Below are 26774 nucleotides of genomic sequence, written 5' to 3'. Positions count from 1 at the left end.
CACCTTGAGGGTTTGTGAATCTATTCATATCGTACTTTATAATATATGCGATGTGAATCGAAATTTGTCATTAAAAATTTGTCTAAAAATCAACAAATATACTGAAAATTTTAAATAATGTTATTATAATAGATAATAGAATACATAGGAGGGGGATGTAAAGTATGAAAGTAGAAACGCTTCCTGTCATTAAAGGAGAAAATAATTTGCCGAATTATGATGAGGCATACGCGAATTTTAACTGGGAAGAGGTTAATAAAAATTTTACTTGGAATGAAACAGGCCGAGTAAATATGGCGTATGAAGCAATTGATAAGCATGCGAAATCCGATCGAAAGAATAAAGTAGCCCTTTATTATCAAGATGGATCGCGAAAAGAGAAGTATACATTTAAGGAAATGAAGGATTTTTCTAATAAAGCAGGAAATGTCCTGAAAAATTATGGCGATGTAGAAAAAGGCGATCGCGTTTTTATTTTTATGCCGCGTTCCCCAGAGTTATATTTTGCACTTTTAGGTGCAGTGAAATTAGGGGCAATTGTTGGTCCGTTATTTGAAGCGTTTATGGAAGGCGCAGTTCGCGATCGTTTAGAAGATAGCGAAGCGAAGGTGTTAATTACAACGCCTGAATTGTTAGAGCGTGTACCATTAAATGATTTACCAGCTTTAAAAACAGTCTTCCTTGTTGGAGATCATGTAGAAGAAGGCGGTAAAACGGTAGCGTTCAATCCTTTATTCGAACAAGCTTCAAAAGAATTACATATCGAATGGTTAGGCCGTGAAGACGGTTTAATTCTACATTACACGTCTGGTTCTACTGGTAAGCCAAAAGGTGTGCTTCATGCACAAAACGCAATGGTTCAACACTATCAAACGGCGAAATGGGTATTAGATTTAAAAGAAGACGATGTATATTGGTGCACAGCTGATCCTGGCTGGGTAACTGGAACAGCTTACGGTATTTTCGCACCGTGGTTAGTCGGAGCATCAAATGTTATTTTAGGCGGACGATTTAGTCCAGAAGCTTGGTATGAAGCACTGCAAGATTACGGTGTAACAGTTTGGTATAGCGCACCAACAGCTTTCCGTATGTTAATGGGTGCTGGACAAGATGCAATTAAAAAATATGATTTATCACAAGTGCGCCACGTGTTAAGCGTTGGTGAACCGTTAAATCCAGAAGTAATTCGCTGGGGTATGAACGCATTTGGACTTCGTATTCATGATACGTGGTGGATGACAGAAACAGGTGGACAAGTTATTTGTAACTACCCTTGTATGGAAATCCGTCCAGGTTCAATGGGTAAACCAATTCCAGGTGTGAAAGCAGCGATTGTTGATAATGAAGGAAATGAAGTGCCTCCATACACAATGGGTAACTTAGCAATTGGCAAAGGCTGGCCAGCTATGATGCGTGGAATTTGGAATAACAAGCAAAAATATGAGTCTTACTTCATGCCGGGTGATTGGTACGTATCAGGTGACTCTGCCTACATGGACGAGGACGGATACTTCTGGTTCCAAGGACGTATTGACGATGTAATTATGACGTCAGGTGAGCGCGTTGGACCATTTGAAGTAGAAAGCAAATTAATCGAGCATGCTGCTGTTGCAGAAGCTGGTGTAATTGGTATTCCTGATCCGGTGCGCGGCGAAATCATTAAAGCATTTATCGCGCTTCGAGCAGGGTACGAACCATCAGAAGAATTAAAAGAAGAAATTCGTCAATTTGTAAAGAAAGGTCTAGCAGCTCATGCAGCGCCAAGACAAATTGAATTTAGAGACAAATTACCGAAAACGAGAAGTGGTAAAATTATGCGCCGCGTATTAAAAGCGTGGGAGTTAAACTTACCAACAGGTGACTTATCAACGATGGAAGATTAAGAGAGAAAGGTCTGAACGAAACAACGTTCAGACCTTTCTTTTTGTAAATAATAAAGGGGGAATGTAGATGAAGATACCTGTTTTAGAAGGAAACATAGTATGCTTACGTTCTGTGGAACCAGAAAAAGATTACAAACAGTGGTATGAGGTAATGAAAGATCCTGATATGCATCGTTGGACAGCGAATACGATCCCGAAAGATAGTAATGAAATGAGAGAGCTGTTACATACTTATAAAAATTTGAGAGATATTATAGCTTGGTCAATTATAATGAAACACTCAAAGGAAATGGTAGGGACATATTGGATCTCTGTGCCAACGGTGGATGAAAATAAAAAGTTAATTGTGAGGGCAGAGGCTCAGCGGGTTGCACGTAAATTTTGGCGTACAGGTGTCAATCGAGAAGCAAGAAACTTAATATATAATTACATATTTTTAACTTTAGACGTAGATGAGGTTCATGCGCAGGCATGGGATAATAATATCAATTCATGCAGGTCTATGGAACAAATAGGCTTTAAATTAGAGAAACAAGTGGAGTGCTTATTCCCTAAATACAATAAAATGTTTTTAGAAAACCATTATGTATTATATAAAAAGGATTGGTTTACATAAAAGATTATAGTTAAAAAAATAAAATAATATTTGAACGAAGTGTCTTCCTCGTCTGTATACATTTATGAAAGAATAGATGAGGGAGGCTTTTTGTATGTCTAATAAATTACTTCTTGCTTTTGCTTTAATTGGAATTATAGTTGTATTTTCTTGTGGTCTTTTCTTACCGATACCAATTGGATATAGAGTATCAATGCTTACAGCTGGCGTTATGATGATTGTTATGTTTTCAATTCTTATTCCATTTGATAGAAAACATATAGTACGGAAAAATGGATATAAAATTGATTTTACAAAAACAAAAGTGTATTTTCGCTGGAATGTATTTGATACGATTTCTGTCTGCCTTGCGTTGTATGCATGCATATGTGTGCAAGCGTTAAATACTTTAGTTGCAATGGGATTTACGATTCAAAACCCATATGTGCAATTTTTTACAAATCAATCACAATTGTGGATTTTTATTGCGATTGCATATTTAATTTCCCGTATTTCATTAACGTTAAAAGGAATAAAGGAGATCAAAAATCATGGCGCAGATTGGGATTGAGGAGGAGCTCATGCTTGCGTATCAAAGTGGAGATAAACAAGCGGGAGAAAGACTATATATTTTAATCAAACCAGCGCTATACACATTTTTATATCGATTTAACCGAGATGAACAATTAAGTATCGATCTTGTGCAAGATACGTTTTTGACGCTAGAGCGTAAAAAACATATGTATGAACCTGAAAAAGGTAAAATAAAAACGTATTTATTTCAAATCGGTTATCGTCTTATGATTAATAAATTAAATAGGAGAAAAAAGTGGCGTACGCTTTTGCCATTTTTAGTGCCGATTCCGGAAAAAGAATTTTCTCACGAAGATCGGCTGACAGTAAGAGAAGCAATTTTGAAAGTTCCAGAAGAGCAAAGAGCGGTCCTAATCCTTTCTTATTATCATGATATGCAGCAAAAAGAAATTGCAGAAATATTAAACATTCCGATTGGAACGGTGAAATCGAGACTTCATAATGGAATAAAGAAATTGAAACAATTGCTGGAGGTGGACGAAATTGAGCGAAAATCCCTTTAAGAGTGAATATAAGTTAAAGCAACATTTAGATAGTGATCATGTAGAAATACCAGACTTTCCAAAAACGGTAAGTCGCTTCGATCGATTAATCGGATTTCTTGGTTCTCCAGCGAAAGATCCTGTAGAGGCGACGATTGGGAATGATTTATCAGTTGTGTTTCATGTCTCGTTATTAGTTGGGCTTCCGGTTATTTCTATAATTATGATATTAATTATAGGATTTTAAATAGGGTAGGAGAAATGAAGTGCATAGTGAAAGCTATGTGCTTTTTATATTTAGACATATTATGAAATTAATTCCAAATTCAATAATGATGTGCTAATATGCAAATATATAATTAATACATTATTGAGAGGAAGATAAATTATGAGACAGTGTTCCAATTGTGGAAGTCAGGTGCGACAGCATGATAATTTTTGTGGGGATTGTGGTATGAATTTAGAGAAACAACAATGTTCAGAGGAGATATTAGAAACGAACAATGAATGGAATGTAGAGAATAAGAAAAAAACTAGTTTTCTAGCCCATAAACGATTCGTAGTTGTAAGTGCAATAGCCTTAATAATCGTTGCAAGCACTATTTATATTTTTTTAACTCATTCTTCTTCTTTTAATAAGATGAAAGGGTATTGGTATGCTGGCGGTAAAGGGGCTTACCTTCAGATTCAAGAAATAGACGATAAAAATATTGAAATAGTGTTTTATGAAAAGAGAGGGAAAACAGAAAGAGTTAAAGGGAGTGTAGTAGATTATAATGATAATCAAGTAATATGTAATATGTCATACCCTTGGAATGGAAGAGTGAAATTGGAATTATTGGATGATACAACGTTGTACATGAGTGAAGAGGGAAAGAAATCGCATAAATTAAAACTGACAAAGGTTTCCGAAAAGGAGATGCAAGAGTTTTATGGAGGGGAAAAATCTTCAAGGTAGTTTGTATATAGTATTTTCTTCAATTTGACACATGCTAGTAAATAATGATATAAAGAAAAGTATATGAATAATTGAGCGTGGAAAGGGAGAAGTAGTGATCATTTCCCTGTTTTAGAGAGCTGATGGCCGGTGAAAATCAGCACATAGATGATCGCGAATTACGCCCCTAGAGCATCTTTTTTCGATTGAATTGTATTCAAAAGGGAAGAGACGGTGCTAAGCCGTTATGTAAATAAGGTGGTAGGCTTTTTTTTGTCTGCAACTAGGGTGGTAACGCGATAATCAAAATCGTCCCTTATTTGAAGGGGCGATTTTTTTATGTTTTTAACCTTCACGCCAGTAATGAACTTAAAGGAGAGTATGTAGGATATGGGTATTTTACAAGATCTTGAATTTCGCGGTCTAATTAATCAGCAAACAGACGCTGAGGGCCTTGAGCAATTATTAGAAAAAGAAAGCGTTAAATTATACTGTGGTTTCGACCCGACAGCGGATAGCTTACACATCGGTCATATGTTACCAGTATTAATGTTACGTCGTTTCCAATTAGCTGGTCACCAACCAATCGCACTTGTTGGCGGTGGTACTGGTATGATCGGTGACCCAAGTGGTAAAAAAGCAGAGCGTACATTAAATACGAAAGATACAGTTGCTTACTACACAGAAAGCATTAAAAACCAACTTTCAAACTTCTTAGAGTTCGAAAACGTGGACAACCCAGCAACAATGGCTAATAACTATGATTGGCTTGGTAACTTAGATGTCATTTCATTCTTACGCGATATCGGTAAAAACTTCGGTTTAAACTATATGTTAGCAAAAGATACAGTAGCATCTCGTTTAGAGACTGGTATTTCATTTACTGAGTTTAGTTATATGATTTTACAATCATACGACTTCTTAAACTTATACCAACACCATAATTGCCGCCTACAAATCGGTGGTAGTGATCAATGGGGTAACATTACAGCTGGTCTTGAATTAATTCGTAAATCAGAAGAAGATGCAAAAGCATTCGGTCTAACAATTCCACTTGTTACGAAATCTGACGGTACGAAGTTTGGTAAAACAGAAGGCGGCGCAATTTGGTTAGACCCAGAGAAAACAACTCCTTACGAGTTCTACCAATTCTGGATTAACACAGATGACCGTGATGTTGTTAAATACTTAAAATACTTTACATTCTTATCTCATGAAGAAATTCTTGAGCTTGAGAAACAAGTAGCTGAAGCACCAGAAAAACGTGCAGCACAAAAAGCATTAGGTGCGGAAATGACAAAACTTGTTCACGGCGAAGAAGCATTAGAGCAAGCGATTAAAATTTCAGCTGCATTATTCAGCGGTTCTGTAGCAGAACTAACTGCAAGCGAAATCGAGCAAGGATTCAAAGACGTACCATCTGTAGAACGTACTGCAGAAGATACAGTATTAATCGACTTACTTGTAGAAAGCAAAATCTCTCCATCAAAACGTCAAGCACGTGAAGATGTAACGAACGGTGCAATCTACGTAAACGGTGAGCGCACACAAGCATTAGACTACGTTGTAACAGAAAAAGACCGCATCGAAGGTAAATTCACAATCATTCGCCGCGGTAAAAAGAAATATTTCTTAATTCGTTACTAATCTGAAACGAATGTAAACAAATAATACCCCGAATTATAGGCTGAAAAGTTTATCCCGCTTTAATGGGCAGTAAGACCCCCACCTCAAAATGCAGCGAAAGCAAAGAAGTTAGGTGGGGGATCAACTGCCCATAAAAGCCCGATTGGTTCAACTAATAATCAGTGGGGGATGAAGAAAACCCCCACTGATTAAAGTTTCACTTTATGATTCGGGGTTTTTTATGTATGGATTTAAATCGCCGGATCTTTTCTTTTAAATAGAATATAAAGAATTGATACGAGCATATACAGTAAGCTAATGAGCATAACGATAAATGCTGTTGGATAAAATTTTGCTGCGTATATAAAGAAATCGATTTGATAAATATCTTCGTAATTAGAAACGGTGCCTTTGAAGTAATTCGTAAACTTAGCGCTATATTTCCATTCATCAGGATCATCTATTAAATTACTTCCTTGATACCAATTAATAAGCGCGGAAGTAATAAACAACATACATGCACTGCCTAACTGAACCATTTGGTTTATCGTCACAATGAATCAACCTCCTATTTTATGGTTATTATAGCGTGCATTCATATACTTGTAACCATTTTGTTGTAATCTCCTTTTCGAGTTCATACGGAAATCACATGTAAGCGGTATGATAAATGTATAACAACTAGAAAGGAGTGGTAAAACGAAATGTCACTAGAAGCGCTCATTATTTTTTCTTTGCTAAATGCGGGTCAGCTTGCAGAGAATTCGAAGGTGGATGTACATAAAGAGCAGAAAGATGCTTATGTATATGTTCAGAAAGAGGAAAATAAATAATTTTAATATATATAAATAAAAGCTACTCGAAGTAACTGTTTTGGTGTCTTCGGTAGCTTTTTTGTATGCATAGGATTCAAATTTAGTAAGTGAGCTATTTAATAGAGGGTTTATAGAAGAAACAAGTATAATTAATGTGAACTGATAAATTGATAAAAATAAACCGTTATAAACAGGAGGATTTGTATGGAACATAGTGAGGCATCTCAAAGACTGTTACTTTCAGATTGCATGGATTCTATAATTACTATCCAAAAGTTAGGTAATAATGGTAGTTTAATATTTGAATTCCTTCCGTATATAGGCATTATTATTTCTGGAGTATTGGATTCCTTTGATGAGGATCAACAAGTAAGGTGGCATTCAGAAGAAATTCGTAAAATTATGAAGGTTAGGGCTGAAACAAAAGTCATAAATAAGGTCAATAAAACAGTTGAATCTGTATCTGAATCAATTTCATTATTTGATGATTATTTAACTAAGGATTATAACAGTTTTCAAAATATGTTTATCAATGTATTTGGACAAGATAATTTTGGGTGCTATAAATTTGAAAATGTATATGTAAGTAATACCTTTAGGGCACATACGATAGTAAATAATTTGATTCAAGAATTAGATAATGGTGAAGAACTCAAAGGTTTTGGTGAAATAATGACTCAAATTATTTGCACGTATTTGAGAGAGAATGGATTTACAATTCCAACAAATATTCCGATGGTAGAAATAAATATAAAGGATGAAGACTATAGATTTTCTTTGGAAGATAGGATGAAGTTATTTGGAAATGATGTAGACAATGATATTAATATTATTTTGTTTAATATTTTATGTGGCATAAATTATGTTCTGGCTATTTTACCACAAGTATTATCCAAAGAAACAAATCTTTATAAAAGGATAGTGTCTATCTGTTGTTATTCAAGTGTACAAGCGTTGGGGAAATTAATGAGAACAGATGAACAAAGTTCAAGATATTATGGCGCAGTTGAAAGAAAAGAAGAAATCACTATTATAATTGATTCAATAAATAAACTATATACATCTAGCTTACGAAATAATATTTTCCACTATGGCATAAGGGAAAATGATTTAAAGATGATTCGTAAGGAGATATCTTTTCTATTTGGATTAGTTGAAGAAAATATTGATATATCAGTATGTGAGTTTGTTCAAAATCAGGGAAAAATATTGTTAAGGGTACGAAAAATTATTACGGATTGGCTACAAATTAAATCAACAGAACATGTTTAAAAAAGATGATAAATTTTATATTTAGTTACGCTAAAGAAATGTGGCTTGTCAGTACCTTAAACTGTTGATAAAAGAGCAACTGTTTAAGGTACTATTTTGTATTATGAATAATAGGGATATAGTTAAAGCATCCAATATGGATGCTTTTTTTGAGAAAATAATCTATGAATTTTTATTGTTTTTATTTTCAATATTGAACATGCTTATAAATCCTAAAAAGTTCTGAATTAAAATAGCTAAAAATGTTAAATCAAGAAATTTGCATGTATTAATGTGAATTACTTGAATTACTCTAGCTAATGTGTGTTCATTAAGTAATTTCACGTAGTTTTGGATGCTCTCTGAATTTATAGGTAATGCAAAATGGATGAGGAAACTAAAGTATGAAAATTCCCAAATGCTTGTTTCAAATAATTTATTATCATAAAAACCGAATATAAAACTATAAATTATCCCGAAAATTATATCAGGTAATATTAATGTAGTAAAGAGAGCTATAAAAAGATGTATACCGAATCCAAATAGTTCAAATTTATTCTTAATACGCTGTGGTTTTTTAATATGTTTATAAAGATGAAATATTAACTCGAATAAAAAAAATAGGAATATAGAAACTGTATATAAGATTGTTAAATAAGATAGTTCTTTCATATACTTTAATGCTAAAAAGTATACAAAAGAAGTCTTTTGTTGAGATATTATCACCATAAAAGCGGAAAAAAATAATAGTGACAGCGTAAAAGCTAATAAACGATAAAATGGGATCATTGGTGTTGAATTCAGTTTAGCCATTATAAATCGTATAGTAATTCCATAATATGAAAGTAATATTGCGGCAAAGAGAAAGAAAATTCCGCGGAATGTTGGAACTGTAAACCCAAAAACGGTCAAAGCAGGTAAAGAGAGCCCAATCAATGCGTGTACATAAACTTTAACAGGATATGTAGGATTATTCATATTATTCACCTCCTATCTAAGAGAATTATAGCAAAGAAACATAAAATTATAAATCTGTTTATATTAATACATTATTTTTAGTTAAAAAAAATCTTCCTTTCTAAAAATATGTTTGAATTTTATATGAGAAGTAAGGAGTATGCAAAAGGAGCTGTATGTAATGATAAGAGTTTTGAATTAAGTAACTATACTTTGAACATCTTTTATTGGACATAATGATCATTGTAAGTGTTGATATATTACATGAATGAGAGGAATTTGAAAATTAATAGCAAGTCTTGGGAAAACAATGAAGATAATTGTAATATAAGAATTCGAATAGGAGTAATCGACTTTTGTCGTAAAATGTGTTTAGTTGCTGGGAATTTTTATAATAAAAATTCGGAACAAGATATTTTTAATAATATTATTATTTCTGAGGATTTATATAAGGTTTTGCGGCTCAATGATCCAAGTTAAACTTAAAGATAAAATCGGTTAGTAGTTATAAAAAGTCACGTTTAAATAGCGTGGCTTTTTTATGACTCATTGGAGATTTGTATGTAAAATGTACAGGGAAAGTAGCGTTTGCCTAAGCTTAGTTTATCCCTAAGATCCCTTATATATAAACGAAAAAAGCCAATCCACAGGATTGGCTTTTTGTCATTAACGAGAGTAGAACTCTACGATTAATGCTTCGTTGATTTCAGCTGGTAACTCAGCACGCTCAGCGTGACGAGTGTAAGTAGCTTCTAATTTGTCAGCATCGAAAGTTAAGTATTCTGGTACGAAGTTGTTAACTTCGATCGCTTCTTTAACAACAACAAGGTTGTTAGATTTTTCGCGAACGCTGATAGTTTGACCAGGTTTTACACGGTAAGATGGGATATCTACGCGAGCGCCATCAACCATGATGTGACCGTGGTTTACTAATTGGCGAGCTGCACGACGAGTGCGAGCTAAGCCCATACGGTAAACTAAGTTGTCAAGACGAGCTTCAAGAAGGATCATGAAGTTTTCGCCGTGCTTACCAGGCATTTTACCTGCTTGGTCAAATGTGCGACGGAATTGACGCTCAGTCATGCCGTACATGTGACGAAGTTTTTGTTTCTCTTGTAATTGTAAACCGTATTCTGAAAGTTTCTTACGTTGGTTAGGACCGTGAGGACCTGGTGCGTAAGGGCGTTTTTCTAATTCTTTTCCTGTGCCGCTTAGAGAGATTCCAAGACGACGAGACAGTTTCCAAGCTGGACCTGTATAACGAGCCATAGTTGACTCCTCCTTTAAAAATGTTTTTATTTACGTAAAATAAAAACAGACGTAATCGATATTTACGGGCATTTTGTTTTCATGTACCTTCGCTCCAGCAGCAGGGAGTTACGAGATACACCTCCGTAGAGGAACAAAATACAAACGATAAACTCACATTACAAGGCTGCCTTTTTATTTTACACAAACGCTATTATATCTTTTACCCAGAGTTTCGTCAAGCGAGTACGTTTTTGTTTTATGCATATAAATTTTGGAAATGAACAAGAAGGAATTTAAAACGATATAAAAGAAGAGATAGAAACACAAATAAAACGCTTACATAAAATGTAGTAAAAACGTTCATCAAATTTTTGTTGGTGAATATGCGGCAATAAAAACATAAAAGGGGATGTTTTTATGAAAAAGAAGCATATGGAGACAGCGTTAATTCATCACGGGTATACATCAGAGGAACATAAAGGAAGTTTAACACCGCCTTTATTTCAAACATCTACATTTACATTTGAGACTGCGCAGCAAGGTGAGGCGAGCTTTGCGGGAGTGGATCCATCTTATATTTACTCAAGACTTGGAAATCCAACTGTAAAGTTGTTTGAAGAACGTATGGCGGTGTTAGAAGGAGGAGAAGAAGCACTTGCTTTCGGATCCGGTATGGCAGCTATTTCAGCAACGTTAATTGGCTTTCTAAAAGCTGGAGATCATATTATTTGTTCAAACGGATTATATGGGTGCACGTATGGATTTTTAGAAGTGTTAGAAGAGAAATTTATGATTACGCATTCGTTTTGTGATATGGAGACAGAGACTGATATTGAAAATAAAATCTGTCCAAATACGAAGCTTGTTTTCGTTGAAACACCGATTAATCCGACAATGAAATTAATTGATTTAAAACAAGTGATTCGAGTTGCGAAGCGAAATGGATTACTTGTCATTGTTGATAATACGTTTTGTTCACCTTATTTACAAAGACCGCTTGAACTTGGCTGTGACGCCGTTGTTCATAGTGCGACAAAATATATTGGTGGTCACGGTGATGTTGTGGCGGGTGTAACAATTTGTAAAACGAGAGCGTTAGCTGAAAAAATCCGCCCGATGCGAAAAGATATGGGCGGTATTATGGCACCGTTTGACGCGTGGTTATTGTTACGCGGATTAAAGACACTAGCGGTAAGAATGGACCGCCATTGTGATAATGCGGAAAAAATTGTATCGTTCCTAAAAAATCATGATGCGGTAGAAGGTGTTTGGTATCCAGAAGGGGAGTTAGCATCTCGCCAAATGAAACGTGGGGGCGGCGTTATATCTTTTTCAATTAAAGGCGGGAAAGAAGAGACGCAGGCGTTTATTAATGAGCTTCACTTTATTACAATTGCGGTAAGTTTAGGAGATACAGAAACGTTAATTCAGCATCCGGCAACGATGACGCACGCTGCGATTCCAGCTGAGTTAAGACAAGAAATGGGCATTTATGATAATTTAATACGTTTATCTGTCGGTTTAGAATCGTGGGAGGATATCGCTTCTGATTTAGAGCAAGCGTTAAAGAAAATATCTACTGTTAGTAATCAATAAAAAAAGAGCCAGCTATCGGTTTTGTACGTCATGTACTTAATCGATAACTGGCTCTTTTTTGTTACATATGTTTTAGGAGTGTTTCCACAAACTTTTCTAAATAGCGCTGATCTACTTCGTCGAAACGATTTTTTTCAGGACTATCAATATCAAGTACACCAATGACATTCTCATCCTTAATAATCGGTACGACAATTTCTGAATTTGAAGCACTGTCGCAAGCGATATGCCCTGGGAATTGGTGGACGTCTGCTACAAGCTGCGTTGTTTTTGTTTCAGCTGCAACGCCGCAAACGCCTCGTCCAAATGGAATGCGCACGCAAGCAGGCATTCCTTGGAATGGTCCAAGAACAAGCTGATTTCCTTCTGTTACGTAAAAGCCAACCCAATTAACGCGATCTAAAAATTGGTTTAATAATGCGGACGCATTTGATAAGTTTGCGACTACGTTTGATTCGCCAGTTAATAATGCATCCAGTTGTTTTATTACTGTCTCATATTGCTGCACGCGAGATCCTGCATAACTTTCTTTAGTAAACATGGAAACAGCTCCTTTTTTATCGAGATGTGTAAAATATTAGCAAAATACGATGTATTTCACATGACTTTGTCGATAGAAAATTAAAGGAATTTGTCTTAAAAGTCAAGAAATTTACACTATAGCTGTTCAGTGAGAGGAAGTGAGCGCATGAAACAGACGAAACAAAAAGTAATCGATGCGGCAATATCGTTGTTTAACACGAAAGGGTATGATGGAACGTCGGTGCGAGACATTGCAAAGCGAGCGGATGTGAATGTAGCGAATATTTCATATTATTTTGCTGGAAAGCAGGGCCTATTAGAGCAGCTTATTACTAATTTTTTAGAAGGGTATATTCATGTGATTGAAACATCCTTTGAACAGAGGGAGTATTTGTCGGCTAAAGATGTAATGGTGCAAATGGTGCGCGGGATTTTACGATATCAATTTGATAATAGGGAGCTGACACGTTTCTTTTACCGAGAGCTGTCGCTTGATACGACATTAATTCGCGAAGTGATGACCGTTTATTTTTCTAAAGAAAGATATTATATAGAGCAAGTAATTAGACAAGGACAAATGAAACAAGAGTTTAAGAAGGTATCTTTTACAATGTTTATGACGCAATTAAAAGGCATGATGAATATGCCGTTTTTATATCCGCAATATATATCAGAAGTGCTGCATTCTTTTCCATCTGAGACCTTTTTCTTAGAAATGTACACGAAAGAAATTGAACAATGGATGGAACAAACATTATGTATAACGAATATGTATCAGGAATGGCCAAGAGCTGTTCATATGTGAGAAATCCCCACCTAACGAACGGAGGTGGGGATTTCTGTGCTTTCTTTTCTTTGCCATAAATTGTTGCATAATAGCGCGATAATTGTTAATGAAGCTCCGGCAATTTCAATTTTGTCGACTGTATAACCTTGAAAGATGGAACCGATAAGTGCAAGCACAGGAACTAAATTCATAAATAATATGCCGTTAATAGATGAAATATAGCGATTTCCTGCGTTCCAGCAAAATACTGCGATAACGCCTGCAATAATAGACATATATAAGAGTTCAAAACGAACGTTCATAATTGTAGATAGTGAAGGTACAGTGACAACGTTTGTATAAGTTAAAAAAGTGACGATAGTGATGAGTGAAATTGAGCCAAATAAACAAGTTAACGTCGTATACCTAAGTGGTGACCAAGATTGAAAACTAGCACCACCGTTTGTATAAATGACCCAGCAAGTAACGCCGCACAGCATAAGTATATTTGTTGAGAGGTGACTGGCAGCTCCAAATAATAAGTGAATATTTCCTTTTGAAATGACAAGCATAACACCGATAAGTGCAACGAACATACAAAGGAAAGTGTAGTTTTGTGGGCGTTTGTTTTTAGTTATCCACTGCAATAATAAAGCGATGAGTGGCATAAGAGACTGAATCATCGCGGCATGGATGGCTCCAGACGGTCCGGCAAGTTGTTGTCCGTAGAAAACGAGAAAACCATATCCTGCGAAACCGACTGTTCCGTAAAAAAGTAACGAAAGTGTTTTCTTTTCTAAGCGGAGTGACTTTGTCCCTTCGGTAAGTAATAACAGAATAAGAAAAATAATAGCTGCTGATCCATAGCGAATCGTTGTGAAGAAGAACGGATCGATAAACTGTAAGGCGTTTGCCATGACAGGAAACATAAATCCCCAAGCCGTTACGGCAAGTAAGCATAGGAGGGATCCGAGTAGCATTTGTTTTTTGTTCAAGAGTATCTTTCCCCTTTACATTTCGTTATAGTAAGTTGATGAAATAAGTATAAAGAGTAATTGTTTATAGAAGGAAATATCGATTTTTTATGACAGTTATAACTTTTTGTTAGAGGTGTGTACGATGGATTTAGAGGCAGTACGATCGTTTATTGAAGTGAAAAATACGCGAAGTTTATCAAAGGCGAGTAAAATTTTACATATTTCTCAGCCGGCGCTTAGTAAACAAATTCAAAGGTTAGAGGCCGATTTAGAAGTTACTTTACTGAAGCGTTCCGCGCAAGGAGTGGAGTTAACAGAGGCTGGAGAGTTATTTATAAAAAGAATGTTACCGATTTTGGAACACATACATGAAGTGAAAGCCGAAATGAAGAAATTTCAAGAGAAGAGGAACATTTCAATAGGAATATTGCCAAGTTTAGCAGCACATTACATATCAAAATGTAAAGATACATTAGGTGACGGGTTCGAAATAGAATGGAAAATTGAGCATACGAAAGTACTGATAGGACTTTTTAAAGAACGGAAGATTGAAGCGATGTTCATCGATTCAGTAGTAGAAGGTGCTACGTGTATAAAAGAAATACGAGAAGAAAAAATTGTGTGTGTCGTTTCAAGTGATCATCTTTATAAAGAGAAAACAGTAATTCGAATGGAAGATTTGCAAAATGAAAAGTTAATCGTATACCCAGAAATCTGTGATGTTAGAAAAATGATTACGAATCTGTTTCAAGGGATAGGTGCGAAACCGATTATTGCATTTGAAACTTCTTATGCAGAACCGATGCTTGCGATGGTCAGTGCTGGACTTGGTATTACGTTACTTCCAGAAATATTAGTAGAGCAAGCGGTAAGACAAGGAAATGTGCATGCGATTTCTATTGAACCGCCACTTGTACGTAAAATATATTTCGCATCTCATATGGAAGAAGGGTATTTAGTTCATTCATTTGATGATGAGAGGTAATCCAAACAGAATATTGAGAAAGATTACAATTGCATTGAAAGAAACATGAAATTTTAAAAAAAACTAGGTCAAAAACAAACCATTACATGGTATGATTAGTACATTGTTAGTTGTTAAATATAGGGGAATTCCCTTTTTATACATAATGCCTTCCATTTCATAAACGGAACGGACAAAAAAAGAGATATAACTAGGAGGCTTTTTTGCATGGATTCTATCCTGACGATCGTTATCATTGTAGTAAGCTCTATTCTAGTGCTGCTCATGATAGAGCTTGTGATAAGAAATCGTTCATATAAAGATATTGAAGCACTTGAGCAGTGGAAACAAGAGATAAAAGATAAACCTGTGGCAGATGAACTGAAACGGGTGAAAGATTTAAATATGACGGGTCAAACAGAAGAACTGTTTGGTAAATGGCGTGAAGAATGGGATGAAATTGTATCAACAACCATTCCGAAAGCTGACAAAGATTTAGCGCAAGCGCGAAAATTCGCCTCGCAATTCTCCTTCCGAAAAGCAAAGCATGCGATGAATGAATCCATAAGTGGTTTAGATGACGCTGATAATCGTATTACAGACATTTTAAATGAATTACAGCAATTGTTAGAAAGCCATGAAAAAAATAGCTCGGAAATCGAAGGGTTACGTGATACATATCGTAGTATGAAGAAGAGTGTTCTTGCTCATAGACATATGTATGGAGCAGCAGAGCAGAAAATCGAAGAGATGCTAGACGCTGAATCTGAGAAATTTAAAACCTTTGAAGAAGCAACAAATAATGGTGACTATTTAAAAGCGAGAGAAATTGTTATTAGTTTGGAAGAAGGTTTAGCAGATTTAGAAATCATTATTCACCAAATTCCAGATTTATTGGTAGAGTGTCAAGCGACGTTACCAGTTCAGCTGGAAGATTTATTACACGGACATAATGACATGGTAAGACAAGGTTATGTATTAGAGTATTTGGAAATCCCTAAAGAAGTTCGCGATATGAAGAAACAACTACAAATATGTTTAATGGATATACAGGAGCTTCACATAACGGAAGCGGCTGAAAAAGTAGAAAACTTAAAAACGAGTTTAGATAGCTTCTATGATCAACTAGAACAAGAAGTACATGCGAGACATTATGTGGAGCAAAAAACACTTTCTGTTTATGAAGACTTAGAAGAAATTCGCACTGAAACGATTGAAACAAAAGCAGAAACACAGCTTGTGAAACAAAGCTATCAGTTGCAAGATAAGGACATTGAGTCTCAAAAAGTAATTGAAAAGCAAATGCACATTTTAATGAAACGTTTTGAAATGCTGCAATTACGCGTTGCGGAACAAGATATTGCCTTCTCTATTATTCGTGAGGAACTAGAAGAGATTTATGAGCAATGTGAAACATTAAAAGTACTTCATGCAGAATATAAAGAAATGCTGCAAACGATGCGCAAAGAAGAATTTGAAGCACGTGAGAAGTTACAAGAAATGCGAAATACTATTTTCGAAACGAAACGCTTTATGCAAAAGTCGAATTTGCCAGGTCTTCCAGAGAGCATTATGGAAGATTTAAAAAGAGGACAAATGGCAATGCAAGCTGTATATGAGCAATTAGAAGTGAAGCCGTTAAATATGAATGCTGTAAATAGCAGTTTAGAAGAAGCTTACACAACTGTTAATGGTGTTGCTGAAATGACAGAAGAGTTAATTGGACAAGCGTATTTAGTTGAAAAATTAATTCAATACGGTAATCGTTACCGCAGTCATGATGAAAACCTTGCAGAGAGCTTAAATTATGCGGAGAAATTATTCCGTGAATATCAATACGATGCAGCTTTAGAACAAGCGGCTTCTGTACTAGAGCAACTTGAGCCTGGCGTTGTTCAAAAAATAGCTGAATATGTAGACAATGAACAAACCCTTTCATAAGGGTTTGTTTTTTTGTGTAATTTTGCAGGCGATGTTGCTATAATGAAGAGCGGAATACAGTAAGGTTATTCGTTTTAAAATATAACGGAACCTTTGAGTAGTCTTAGCGTAATGACACGTATTTGTGATATGATTATATGATGTGACAGCGCTGAAAGGGGAAGAACGATGATCTATTTTGATAATAGTGCGACGACAAAGCCATATCCAGAAGCTCTTCAATCGTACGTAACGGTTGCGGGGAAATATTTTGGGAATCCTTCTTCTATTCATTCGCTTGGAGGAGAGGCAGAGCGTCTATTAACACAATCAAGAACAATTGCAGCGCAGCTTCTTCACGTTAAACCTTCTGAAATTATTTTCACATCAGGTGGAACGGAAGGAAATAACCTTGCGATTAAAGGAATAGCGATGAGGAATCGTTCGCGCGGTAAACATATCATTACAACAAATATTGAACACGCGTCTGTGTTTGAAGCATATAAACAATTAGAAGATCTCGGTTTTGATGTAACATATTTACCGGTTAATGAGCATGGTGTTGTATCGGTAGAGGATGTAAAACGAGCGCTTCGTGAAGATACGATTCTTGTGTCAATTATTCACGTGAACAACGAGACTGGAGCAATTCAGCCCGTTGCTGAAATTGGAACGTTATTATCGAATTATCCGAAAATAAGATTCCATGTGGACCATGTACAAGGGATAGGAAAAGTACCGCTTAATTTATACGCTTCTCATATTGATCTTTGCTCAATATCTGGACATAAATTCCACAGTGTAAAAGGAACGGGTCTTCTTTATGTACGTGATGGCGTAAGGTTAGATCCAATTTTATCAGGTGGTCAACAAGAGCTGAAGTATCGCTCTGGTACAGAAAATTTACCTGGCATTGTAGCGATGGTGAAAGCACTTCGCATGACAATGGAACAAGTGAAAGAAAAGGTAGCTCATTTGCAAAGTTTACAAGCAGAGCTTGTTCGTTTCTTTAAAGAAATGGAAGATGTAACGATTAATACGTCGCTTGCATATGCAGCACCGCACATTTTAAATGTATCATTTGTAGGTTTAAAACCAGAAGTGGTCGTTCATGCTTTAGAAGAGCACGGTGTATATGTATCAACGAAATCTGCTTGTTCTTCAAAAGCAAATGAAGTGAGCAGAGTGTTAGTGTCAATGGGAGTACCGCATGCCGCTGCTGCAAGTGCTATTCGCATTAGTTTGGCGCCAGAAAACACGATGGAAGAAGTAAAGCAATTTGAAGGTATTGTGAAAGAGACGATGCCAAAATTATATGAAGTGATGAGGTAAAGGAATATGATGACATATGAATATATTTTAGTTCGTTATGGAGAGATGACGACTAAAGGTAAGAACCGTTCTAAATTTGTAAGCACATTAAAAGATAACGTGAAGTTTAAACTGAAAAAATTCCCAAATATTAAAATCGATGCAACACATGACCGTATGTATATCCAATTAAATGGCGAAGATCATGAAGCGGTATCTGAAAGATTAAAAGATGTATTTGGTATTCATAAGTTTAACTTAGCGATGAAAGTACCATCAGAATTAGAAGATATTAAAAAAGGTGCATTAGCAGCTTTCTTACAAGTAAAAGGCGATGTGAAAACATTTAAAATTACTGTACACCGTTCTTATAAGCATTTCCCAATGAGAACAATGGAATTATTACCTGAGATTGGTGGACACATTCTAGAAAATACAGAAGATATTACTGTAGATGTTCATAATCCAGATGTAAATGTACGTGTAGAAATTCGCAGTGGTTATAGCTATATTATGTGCGATGAGCGTATGGGAGCTGGCGGTTTACCAGTTGGCGTTGGCGGAAAAGTAATGGTACTTCTTTCTGGTGGTATCGATAGCCCGGTAGCAGCGTACTTAACGATGAAACGCGGCGTATCTGTGGAAGCAGTTCACTTCCATAGCCCACCTTTCACAAGTGAGCGCGCGAAACAGAAAGTAATCGATTTAGCACAAGAGTTAACGAAATACTGTAAACGTGTAACACTTCACCTTGTTCCATTTACAGAAGTGCAAAAAACGATTAATAAAGAAATCCCATCTAGCTATTCAATGACAGTTATGCGCCGTATGATGATGCGTATTACAGAGCGTATCGCAGAGGAGCGTAACGCGCTAGCAATCACGACTGGTGAAAGTCTTGGACAAGTAGCAAGTCAAACATTAGATAGTATGCATACGATTAACGAAGTAACGAACTATCCAGTTATTCGTCCGCTTATTACGATGGATAAATTAGAGATTATTAAAATCGCTGAAGAAATCGGCACATATGATATTTCAATTCGTCCGTACGAAGATTGCTGTACAGTATTTACACCAGCAAGCCCAGCGACGAAGCCGAAGCGTGAAAAAGCGAATCGTTTTGAAGCGAAATACGATTTCACACCATTAATCGATGAAGCTGTAGCAAACAAAGAAACAGTGGTATTGCAAACGGTAGAAGTAGTGACGGAAGAAGAAAAATTCGAAGAACTTTTCTAAAACCATAAATTACCATATATAAACCGTGTATGAAGTCATGTTATTTATCACACTCTATACTCACAAGGAGGTGATATAACATGTCACGTAGCACAAATAAATTAGCGGTTCCTGGTGCTGAATCAGCATTAGACCAAATGAAATACGAAATCGCTCAAGAGTTTGGTGTTCAACTTGGAGCTGATGCAACAGCTCGCGCTAACGGTTCTGTTGGTGGTGAAATCACTAAACGTCTAGTTTCACTAGCTGAGCAACAATTAGGCGGTTTCCAAAAATAATCTCATATAAGATGGCTTAGAAAGAGCGGGTTCTCCCGCTCTTTCTTTTTTATGTTGTGTCGCCATTTGTCGGTAAGTCGATGTATTTGAAAAACTCTCGATATAATTTCATTTACCAATTCGACAGAACTGAAAAATTTGTCAAAAGAAGAGGGTTCAAAATTTACAGAAAATTCTTTATTATATAAGGGAGGCATAAAGAAAAAGGAGGATGTTTATGAAGAGAGAAGAATTGTTGGCACCGCCGTCTTATAATTTAGTTTCTGAAATAGAGAAATATACAGGTGATAAAGAGAAGCTTGCTTTAATTTGGCAAGATGATAAAGGGAATCGACGAGAAGTTACATACGCTGAGTTAATGAAAGGTGCAAATAAAATTGGAAACGCTTTTATAAAGAGTGGTCTGCAAAAAGGGGACAAGCTCCTCATTATGATGCCTCGTTTAATTGAAGCGTACATGACGTATATCGCTGCGATTAAAGCAGGATTTGTCGTAATTCCGAGTTCAGAAATGTTACGTAAAAAGGATATCGAATACCGCATTGGACACGGGGAAGTAAAAGCAATCGTAAGTTATGAGCCCTATATTGGACAGTTTGATGATATAGAAGCGATGGATTCTCTTCAAAAATTCGTTCTGAGCGAGCAGTCAGTAGATGGATGGATTAACTTAAAAACAGCGTTAGAAAAAGAGAGTGATATGTTAGAAATGGCGAAGACAGATAAAGAAGATATGGTCTTTTTATCTTACACGTCAGGAACGACAGGAAATCCAAAAGGTGTTGTGCATACGCATGCGTGGGCATACGCTCATTTACGTACGAGCGCTCCAAATTGGCTCGGAATTGAAGAGAATGATGTTGTATGGGCGACGGCTAGTCCAGGCTGGCAAAAGTGGATTTGGAGCCCGTTTTTAGCAACTCTAGGCTCAGGGGCAACAGGATTTGTATACCACGGTAAGTTTGAACCGAAAACGTATTTAAATTTATTAGACGATAATAAGGTGAATGTGCTTTGTTGTACGCCGACTGAGTATAGATTAATGGCAAAGGTAGAAAATTTAAGCGAGTACAATTTAGAAGCGTTACATAGCGCTGTATCCGCAGGTGAGCCGTTAAATAGAGAAGTCATTGAAACGTTCCAAAAGCACTTTCATATTACAGTAAGAGACGGCTATGGGCAAACGGAAAATACATTGCTTGTTGGTGTAATGAAAGGGATGGATATTAGACCAGGATCAATGGGAAAACCAACGCCAGGCAACCACGTTGATATCGTAAATGAGGAAGGTGTTCCGGTTAAAGTAGGCGAGGTTGGTGATATTGCAGTTCACATTGAAACGCCAGCCCTCTTTAAACAATATTACAAAGACGATGAGCGCACAGCGATGCAATTCCGCGGTGATTATTATATTACTGGTGATAAAGCGAAGAAAGATGAAGACGGCTATTTCTGGTTTGAAGGGCGCGGTGATGATATTATTATTAGCTCTGGTTATACAATCGGGCCGTTTGAAGTAGAAGATGCACTTGTAAAACATCCTTACGTAAGAGAATGTGCAGTTGTCGCAAGCCCTGATGAAATTCGCGGAAGTGTCGTGAAGGCATTTATCGTATTAAGAGAGAATATAGAAAAGAACGAAGAAACATTAATTCCAATACTCCAACAACACGTCAAAGAACTTACTGCACCATATAAATACCCTCGTAAAATTGAATTTGTAGATGAACTACCAAAAACGATTTCTGGAAAAATCCGCCGTATTGAGCTTAGAAAACAAGAGATGGAGATTCCATCAAAATAAATTTGAAAACAGTGAAGGAAATAGTTGAACGAAATGGCAAACAATGATATTATAAAAACGAACGTAAGTTCGATTTTATAAATTAAAAAATGAGGTGTCCGTATGATTTTAGGTATTAATCCGTACTTAGTTTTAGATGGTAGTGGGCAAGAAGCTGTACAGTTTTATAAAGAGGCGTTAGATGCAAAAGTAGAAGTCATGCAAACGTTTGGTGATATGCCTGAAAATCCAGAATACCCGGTTCCAGCTGAAGCAAAAGAGCGCGTTTTACACGCTACTTTAAAAGTTGGTAATACGGATCTTATGATTTCTGATACATTCCCAGGTAAAGGGCATGCAATTGGATCTCAAGTAACAATTGCAATTCAAATTAGTAACGCGGAAAAAGCGAAAGAAGTATTCAATAAGTTACAAGAGGGTGGCGAAGTTATTATGCCACTTCAAGAAACGTTCTGGAGCCCAGCATACGGACAAGTAAAAGATAAATTTAATATTGAATGGCAAATTACAACGTCTACTACTGAACAAAAGTAATGTTTAGAAAAGCACCATGTTTTGAAATGGTGCTTTTTTTTATACAATAAAAAATAAAGGAGATGAAATATATGGGGGAAATTTGGTATGGTGGCACCATTTACACAATGAGAGAAGAAAATGAAAAAGTGGACGCTATTTACGTTGAAAACGGTATGATCGTTGATGTTGGAAGTAAAGAAGAGTTAGAAAACCGATATGCTGCGGTTACATTGTACGATTTAGAAGACAAAACGATGATTCCAGGCCTCGTTGATAGCCATATGCATCTTATTGGTCACGGGGAGAGATTACTTCGTCTAGATTTATCAAATTGTACATCGTATAGCGAAGTGCTGACTCTCGTTCGGAAGCGCGTAGAAGAAGCACCAAAAGGTTCTTGGATTATTGGAGAAGGTTGGAATGAGAATAACTTTACAGATACGAAAGATGTTCACGCGCGTGATTTAGATGAAATTTCGAAAGAACATCCCATTTTATTAAAGAGAGTTTGCCGTCACGTTACATGGGTGAATTCATACATACTGCAAGAAGCAAATATAACAGAAAAGGCAGAAGATCCAAAAGGCGGGAAAATTGGCCGTGATTCATCAAATATGTTAACAGGGCTTTTATATGAACAAGGACAAGAGTTAATTAAACATGTGCAGCCTGAAATTGATGAAGCTTATTTACAAAGCGCTTTGCAAACAGCGATTAAAGATTGCTGGCAATATGGTCTCGTTGGTGGGCATACGGAAGATTTGAATTATTACGGTGGTTTTAGAAAAACGCACAATGCGTTTTCTCATGTCATAAAGGAAATGCCATTTAAAGCACATTTACTCGTTCACCATGAAGTAGCACAGGAACGAAAGGAATATGAAAATGAGCATTATATTGAATTTGGGGCAATGAAAATTTTTTCTGACGGTTCTTTTGGCGGAAGAACAGCATTATTAAGTGAACCGTATGAAGATGCGAAGGAAACGAATGGGGTTGCGATTTTCTCACGTGAAGAACTTGCGGAATTAGTGAAGAAAGCACGAGATTTACATATGCCAGTTGCGATTCATACTATCGGTGACTTATCGCTTGAATATGTCATTGATGCGCTTGAATTGTATCCGCCAGCAGAAGGATTACGTGACCGCATTATTCATTGTCAGCTAGCTCGTGAAGAGTTGATTGAGAGAATGAAAAACTTACAAGCCATTATTGATATACAACCAGTCTTTGTTTCATCGGATTTTCCATCAGTCATTGAAAAACTAGGCGAGCATCGTCTTCGTTATGCGTACGCTTGGAAGACGTTACTGGAAGCGGGATTACACTGTAACGGGGGCTCGGATGCTCCAATTGAGCAAGTGAATCCGTTTCTAGGCATATATAGCGCTGTTACACGCAGAAGTTTTATTGACGGTGTGTGCTATATGCCAGAGGAAAGGTTAACGGCATATGAGGCTGTCTCTTTATTTACAACAGGAAGTGCCTATGCAATTGGAAAAGAAGAGAAGCGAGGGCAAATTACAAAAGGATATGAAGCGGACTTTACGATATTAGACCGCAATATTTTTGAAATAGAGGCAGAAGAAATAAAAGAAGTACAAGCAGAGATGACCGTAATAGATGGCAAAGTCGTCTATAGAAAAGATGCGTAAAAATATATGAGCGATTATCGGAATATATCGACGGTAACTCGAAATATATCGACTTACCGACAAAAACTGACAAGAATAACGGCCGGATAGCGAGAAGTTGTTGTTCGCGCCAATCGAGGTAAATAAATAACCGTAGAATTATGGGCGCCCATAATTCTACGGTTATTTTAATACTATAAAAACGTTCTCTGTACTTTTTCCCAGAAAGAGTTGTTTTTCAATTTAACTGTTTTAATTTGTTTATCGCTTAAGCGTACAACAGCTTTTTCTACTTGTTTAATGCTAAGCGCTTCATTATCCATACCGATAACAGGATAATCGTTACCGTCTGGTCTTAGTTTTAAAGTTAATGTACGTTCGTGATTTAAAATGAACGGTGAACCGAGCGTGCGGTATGTGTTGTTATTTAAAGATGCTAATTCACTTACTTGGAAGCAAGGGATAAGCGGGTCAACAACTGCACCACGTAACGATTTATTATAAGCTGTACTTCCTGTTGGGGTAGAAACAACTAAACCGTCACCTCTAAATGTTTCGAAATATAAATTATCAACGTGAACGTCTACAACGAACGTTTTAATAATGCTAGAACGTAATGAGAACTCATTTAAACAATGGAAGGATGTGCTGCCATCCACATCTACCTCAATTGTTGGATATTTTCGCACTTCAATTTCATTTTTTGTAATTTCTTGAAGGGCTATATCAACGTGATCAATATGGAAATCGCAGTAGAATGAAATTTCATCTTTCGTAGAAATCCCTGCGTATAAACAATCTTCCCTAAAACCAGTTTTACGAACGGCTTGTAAGAAAGTTGCATCATCTCCAACACTGACGATAGCGTTTGCATTTTTTGGATGATCTAATATGGTAAATCCATTCTCTTCTAAAATACGATAGATTGGTTTCATTTTTTCAACGAGCTTTGCTTTGTCATCACCATAAAAGAAAAATAAATTGCGACGATCTGCCATTATGTATCCCTCCACTGCAGTTAAATTTTCTATGCTTCGTGCTACATATCATTAGAGTCCGTTCCCTGATGATATGTTCAAATAATATATTTCGATATAAATTGTCAAAATACCTTTTTATTTTTAGAAAAATTTTTATATTCAATCTTATGAAACTCTGTTTAATGATGAATAAAGTTGTCGATAATGGGTACGGAGTGAAAGGAGGATACGTATGAAGTGGTTCGTAATTGGAATAATAATTCTTCTCCTTTTTATTTTGCTTATACTATTGTCGAAAATAAAGCTTAAAGTGACATTTTTATATTCAGAAATGGAAAAGCAATGTTTGTTTCAAGTGAAAATATGGATGATTCGCTATACATTTGATGTGTTGGAAAGAATTGAGAAGCAACAGAAGAAAACAGGGCAAAAAATCGAAAAAGCTGAAGAGGATGGCGGGCTCGATAATAAAATTATGGCACAACTTGATAGCATCGGGGAACTGATAAAAAAGCTTCAAGAAGTTCATACTATCGTTAAAGATTTTCTCAAACGAGTGAAAATCAATGGTTGGAGATGGCACACGCAAATTGGTGCAGGTGATGCAGCTAGTACTGGAATTGTTACCGGATATGCATGGGGGACAAAAGGAATGGCTGCTGGAGTTGTAGGACAATATATGCATATTGTCGACGTACCAGAATTTGAAATTACTCCTGTTTTTCAAGGGAAAGGGTTTGCGTCAAGATGTGAATTAACAGCATCCTTTCGTATATTCCGTGCTATAAAAACAGGTATTAAATTAATCGCGTTTATGAGAAAACAAAGATCTGGTACGACTGAAAACTCTGTTCAAGCATAAGGGGGGATATAGAATGGACCATCCAATTCAAGGTTTAATGACAACTGCAATGCAGCATTTAAAACAAATGACTGATGTAAATACAATTGTAGGCGATCCAATTAAAGCGGCAGATGGAAGTGTAATTCTTACCGTTTCAAAAGTTAGCTTCGGATTTGCTGCAGGTGGAAGTGAATTTGGTAAAATAGAACATTCAGGCCGTCATCCATTTGGCGGGGGAAGTGGTGGAGGAGTTTCTATTAATCCTGTTGCTTTTCTCGTTATAAATGGAGAAGGCGTAAAAGTGTTACATTTAGATAAGCAAACACACGTCATCGATAAAATAATTGAATTAGCGCCACAAGCTGTTGATAAAGTGAAAGAAATGATGGATAAACGAAAAGAAGACGATCCGGAATTTCAAATTTAACGAATAAAGAAGCTAATCAATGGATTAGCTTCTTTAATTTTTTTGTAAATAAAGCGATTTTATTTGCATTATCGATAGGGACAAACTATCATTTACATTGTACATATTTTGTTTAAATAAGGGAGGATTTTCAAGTGGCAAACGTAACTTTTAAAGGTAACCCAATGACTTTAGTTGGAACAGAAGTTAAAGTTGGCGATCAAGCGCCAAACTTCCAAGTGTTAGCAAATGACTTATCTCCAGTAAGTTTAGAAACATACAAAGGTGAAGTGAAATTAATTAGTGTTGTACCTTCAATCGACACAGGTGTGTGTGATGCACAAACACGTCGTTTTAACCAAGATGCAGCAGGTATTGAAAACGCGAAAGTATTAACAATTAGCGTTGACTTACCATTTGCTCAAAAACGCTGGTGTGCAGCAAACGGTTTAGAAAATGTTGTTACACTTTCTGACCACCGCGACCTTTCATTCGGTGAAGCTTACGGCTTAGTAATGAAAGAGCTTCGTTTACTTGCTCGTGCAGTATTCGTAGTAGATAGCAACGACAAAGTAGTTTACGTAGAATACGTAAGCGAAGGTACAAGCCATCCAAACTAT

At 36.3% G+C, this 26774-nt stretch carries 28 protein-coding genes, 1 pseudogene and 1 other annotated feature; of the genes and pseudogenes, 23 read left to right on the top strand and 6 right to left on the bottom strand.

What is annotated here, in order from left to right; genetic code table 11:
• Positions 1-164: 164 nt before the first annotated feature.
• The 7 genes from acsA (at position 165) to tyrS (ending at position 6138) form a co-directional block, all read left to right on the top strand.
• Complete coding sequence (acsA, locus tag MR083_RS12685; RefSeq protein WP_000862042.1) at positions 165-1883, top strand: acetate--CoA ligase; 1719 nt, start codon at positions 165-167, stop codon at positions 1881-1883.
• A gap of 67 nt (positions 1884-1950) precedes the next feature.
• Positions 1951-2499: a GNAT family N-acetyltransferase gene (locus MR083_RS12680; protein ID WP_242269415.1), complete on the top strand. Its 549-nt coding sequence runs from the start codon at positions 1951-1953 to the stop codon at positions 2497-2499.
• A gap of 94 nt (positions 2500-2593) precedes the next feature.
• On the top strand, positions 2594-3049 hold the full coding sequence (locus MR083_RS12675) for a hypothetical protein (protein ID WP_242269414.1): 456 nt from the start codon (positions 2594-2596) through the stop codon (positions 3047-3049).
• The gene (locus MR083_RS12670) at positions 3030-3575 is read left to right on the top strand and encodes an RNA polymerase sigma factor (RefSeq protein WP_043935393.1); all 546 of its coding nucleotides are present in this window, start codon (positions 3030-3032) and stop codon (positions 3573-3575) included. The genes MR083_RS12675 and MR083_RS12670 overlap by 20 nt, the downstream gene beginning before the upstream one ends.
• The gene (locus MR083_RS12665) at positions 3556-3801 is read left to right on the top strand and encodes a hypothetical protein (protein ID WP_001293780.1); all 246 of its coding nucleotides are present in this window, start codon (positions 3556-3558) and stop codon (positions 3799-3801) included. Before MR083_RS12670 ends, MR083_RS12665 begins: the two co-directional genes overlap by 20 nt.
• Positions 3802-3942: 141 nt before the next feature.
• Positions 3943-4512, top strand: a complete 570-nt coding sequence (locus tag MR083_RS12660) for a zinc ribbon domain-containing protein (RefSeq protein ID WP_222127656.1) — start codon at positions 3943-3945, stop codon at positions 4510-4512.
• A 69-nt stretch (positions 4513-4581) separates the two neighbouring features.
• Positions 4582-4811: a binding site (T-box leader), on the top strand.
• Positions 4812-4881: 70 nt separating this feature from the next.
• A complete protein-coding gene (gene tyrS, locus MR083_RS12655) occupies positions 4882-6138 on the top strand; it encodes a tyrosine--tRNA ligase (RefSeq protein ID WP_000512078.1) in 1257 nt (418 codons plus the stop codon).
• A gap of 230 nt (positions 6139-6368) precedes the next feature.
• Here the strand turns inward: tyrS and MR083_RS12650 are convergent, their stop codons facing one another.
• Positions 6369-6671, bottom strand: a complete 303-nt coding sequence (locus MR083_RS12650; protein ID WP_014893474.1) for a YjdJ family protein — start codon at positions 6669-6671, stop codon at positions 6369-6371.
• A 150-nt stretch (positions 6672-6821) separates the two neighbouring features.
• Here MR083_RS12650 and MR083_RS12645 point away from each other — a divergent pair, with 150 nt between their 5' ends.
• Positions 6822-6950, top strand: coding sequence for a hypothetical protein (locus tag MR083_RS12645; RefSeq protein WP_000050944.1), 129 nt, complete (start codon positions 6822-6824; stop codon positions 6948-6950).
• Positions 6951-7136: 186 nt separating this feature from the next.
• Positions 7137-8204 carry a hypothetical protein gene (locus tag MR083_RS12640; RefSeq protein WP_242269412.1) on the top strand — a complete coding sequence of 356 codons (1068 nt, stop codon included), beginning with the start codon at positions 7137-7139 and terminating at the stop codon, positions 8202-8204.
• A 162-nt stretch (positions 8205-8366) separates the two neighbouring features.
• Here MR083_RS12640 and MR083_RS12635 read toward each other — a convergent pair whose 3' ends face one another.
• The gene (locus tag MR083_RS12635; protein WP_014893475.1) at positions 8367-9161 is read right to left on the bottom strand and encodes a hypothetical protein; all 795 of its coding nucleotides are present in this window, start codon (positions 9159-9161) and stop codon (positions 8367-8369) included.
• Between the two features lie 270 nt (positions 9162-9431).
• Between MR083_RS12635 and MR083_RS28015 the strand changes: the two are divergent.
• Positions 9432-9620 (top strand): annotated as a pseudogene (locus MR083_RS28015) (hypothetical protein); the annotation flags it as partial.
• A gap of 186 nt (positions 9621-9806) precedes the next feature.
• On the opposite strand, the gene rpsD reads toward MR083_RS28015, so the two are convergent.
• A complete protein-coding gene (rpsD, locus tag MR083_RS12630) occupies positions 9807-10409 on the bottom strand; it encodes a 30S ribosomal protein S4 (protein ID WP_000135311.1) in 603 nt (200 codons plus the stop codon).
• Positions 10410-10808: 399 nt separating this feature from the next.
• Here rpsD and megL point away from each other — a divergent pair, with 399 nt between their 5' ends.
• Positions 10809-11987 (top strand): methionine gamma-lyase, encoded by a 1179-nt coding sequence (megL, locus tag MR083_RS12625; protein WP_242269410.1) that lies wholly within the window; start codon positions 10809-10811, stop codon positions 11985-11987.
• A gap of 61 nt (positions 11988-12048) precedes the next feature.
• Here the strand turns inward: megL and MR083_RS12620 are convergent, their stop codons facing one another.
• Positions 12049-12528 (bottom strand): GAF domain-containing protein, encoded by a 480-nt coding sequence (locus MR083_RS12620; protein ID WP_242269408.1) that lies wholly within the window; start codon positions 12526-12528, stop codon positions 12049-12051.
• Between the two features lie 147 nt (positions 12529-12675).
• Between MR083_RS12620 and refZ the strand changes: the two genes are divergently transcribed.
• On the top strand, positions 12676-13314 hold the full coding sequence (gene refZ, locus MR083_RS12615; protein WP_000814933.1) for a forespore capture DNA-binding protein RefZ: 639 nt from the start codon (positions 12676-12678) through the stop codon (positions 13312-13314).
• A gap of 11 nt (positions 13315-13325) precedes the next feature.
• On the opposite strand, the gene MR083_RS12610 is transcribed toward refZ, so the two are convergent.
• Positions 13326-14270, bottom strand: coding sequence for a DMT family transporter (locus MR083_RS12610; RefSeq protein ID WP_016718671.1), 945 nt, complete (start codon positions 14268-14270; stop codon positions 13326-13328).
• Positions 14271-14394: 124 nt separating this feature from the next.
• Here MR083_RS12610 and MR083_RS12605 point away from each other — a divergent pair, with 124 nt between their 5' ends.
• The 8 genes from MR083_RS12605 (at position 14395) to MR083_RS12570 (ending at position 23945) form a co-directional block, all read left to right on the top strand.
• Positions 14395-15237: a LysR family transcriptional regulator gene (locus MR083_RS12605; RefSeq protein ID WP_000362544.1), complete on the top strand. Its 843-nt coding sequence runs from the start codon at positions 14395-14397 to the stop codon at positions 15235-15237.
• Positions 15238-15444: 207 nt separating this feature from the next.
• Positions 15445-17157 carry a septation ring formation regulator EzrA gene (gene ezrA, locus MR083_RS12600; RefSeq protein ID WP_000377292.1) on the top strand — a complete coding sequence of 571 codons (1713 nt, stop codon included), beginning with the start codon at positions 15445-15447 and terminating at the stop codon, positions 17155-17157.
• Positions 17158-17325: 168 nt separating this feature from the next.
• Positions 17326-18468, top strand: a complete 1143-nt coding sequence (locus MR083_RS12595; RefSeq protein ID WP_000638965.1) for a cysteine desulfurase family protein — start codon at positions 17326-17328, stop codon at positions 18466-18468.
• A 6-nt stretch (positions 18469-18474) separates the two neighbouring features.
• Positions 18475-19689: a tRNA uracil 4-sulfurtransferase ThiI gene (gene thiI, locus MR083_RS12590; RefSeq protein ID WP_242269406.1), complete on the top strand. Its 1215-nt coding sequence runs from the start codon at positions 18475-18477 to the stop codon at positions 19687-19689.
• A gap of 80 nt (positions 19690-19769) precedes the next feature.
• On the top strand, positions 19770-19967 hold the full coding sequence (locus MR083_RS12585; protein WP_000091639.1) for an alpha/beta-type small acid-soluble spore protein: 198 nt from the start codon (positions 19770-19772) through the stop codon (positions 19965-19967).
• A 217-nt stretch (positions 19968-20184) separates the two neighbouring features.
• Positions 20185-21771, top strand: coding sequence for an acyl-CoA synthetase MbcS (mbcS, locus tag MR083_RS12580; protein WP_000817737.1), 1587 nt, complete (start codon positions 20185-20187; stop codon positions 21769-21771).
• Between the two features lie 102 nt (positions 21772-21873).
• Positions 21874-22305: a VOC family protein gene (locus MR083_RS12575; protein ID WP_000600360.1), complete on the top strand. Its 432-nt coding sequence runs from the start codon at positions 21874-21876 to the stop codon at positions 22303-22305.
• A gap of 71 nt (positions 22306-22376) precedes the next feature.
• Positions 22377-23945 carry an amidohydrolase gene (locus tag MR083_RS12570; RefSeq protein ID WP_242269402.1) on the top strand — a complete coding sequence of 523 codons (1569 nt, stop codon included), beginning with the start codon at positions 22377-22379 and terminating at the stop codon, positions 23943-23945.
• Positions 23946-24118: 173 nt separating this feature from the next.
• Here MR083_RS12570 and MR083_RS12565 read toward each other — a convergent pair whose 3' ends face one another.
• Entirely contained in the window at positions 24119-24922 is an 804-nt protein-coding gene (locus MR083_RS12565; RefSeq protein WP_000785165.1) for an NAD kinase, read from the bottom strand.
• A 214-nt stretch (positions 24923-25136) separates the two neighbouring features.
• Here MR083_RS12565 and MR083_RS12560 point away from each other — a divergent pair, with 214 nt between their 5' ends.
• The 3 genes from MR083_RS12560 to tpx all read left to right on the top strand — a co-directional run.
• Complete coding sequence (locus tag MR083_RS12560; RefSeq protein ID WP_000870984.1) at positions 25137-25766, top strand: DUF2953 domain-containing protein; 630 nt, start codon at positions 25137-25139, stop codon at positions 25764-25766.
• Positions 25767-25779: 13 nt separating this feature from the next.
• On the top strand, positions 25780-26175 hold the full coding sequence (gene ytfJ / locus MR083_RS12555; RefSeq protein ID WP_000350002.1) for a GerW family sporulation protein: 396 nt from the start codon (positions 25780-25782) through the stop codon (positions 26173-26175).
• 134 nt (positions 26176-26309) lie between these two features.
• Positions 26310-26774: thiol peroxidase (tpx, locus tag MR083_RS12550; RefSeq protein WP_242269400.1), on the top strand; the 465-nt coding region annotated here is incomplete at its 3' end.

Source organism: Bacillus cereus group sp. BfR-BA-01408, assembly GCF_022663305.1.
In the GTDB taxonomy this organism is placed as follows: domain Bacteria; phylum Bacillota; class Bacilli; order Bacillales; family Bacillaceae_G; genus Bacillus_A; species Bacillus_A pacificus.
This window is presented reverse-complemented; position numbering and strand designations above follow the sequence as displayed.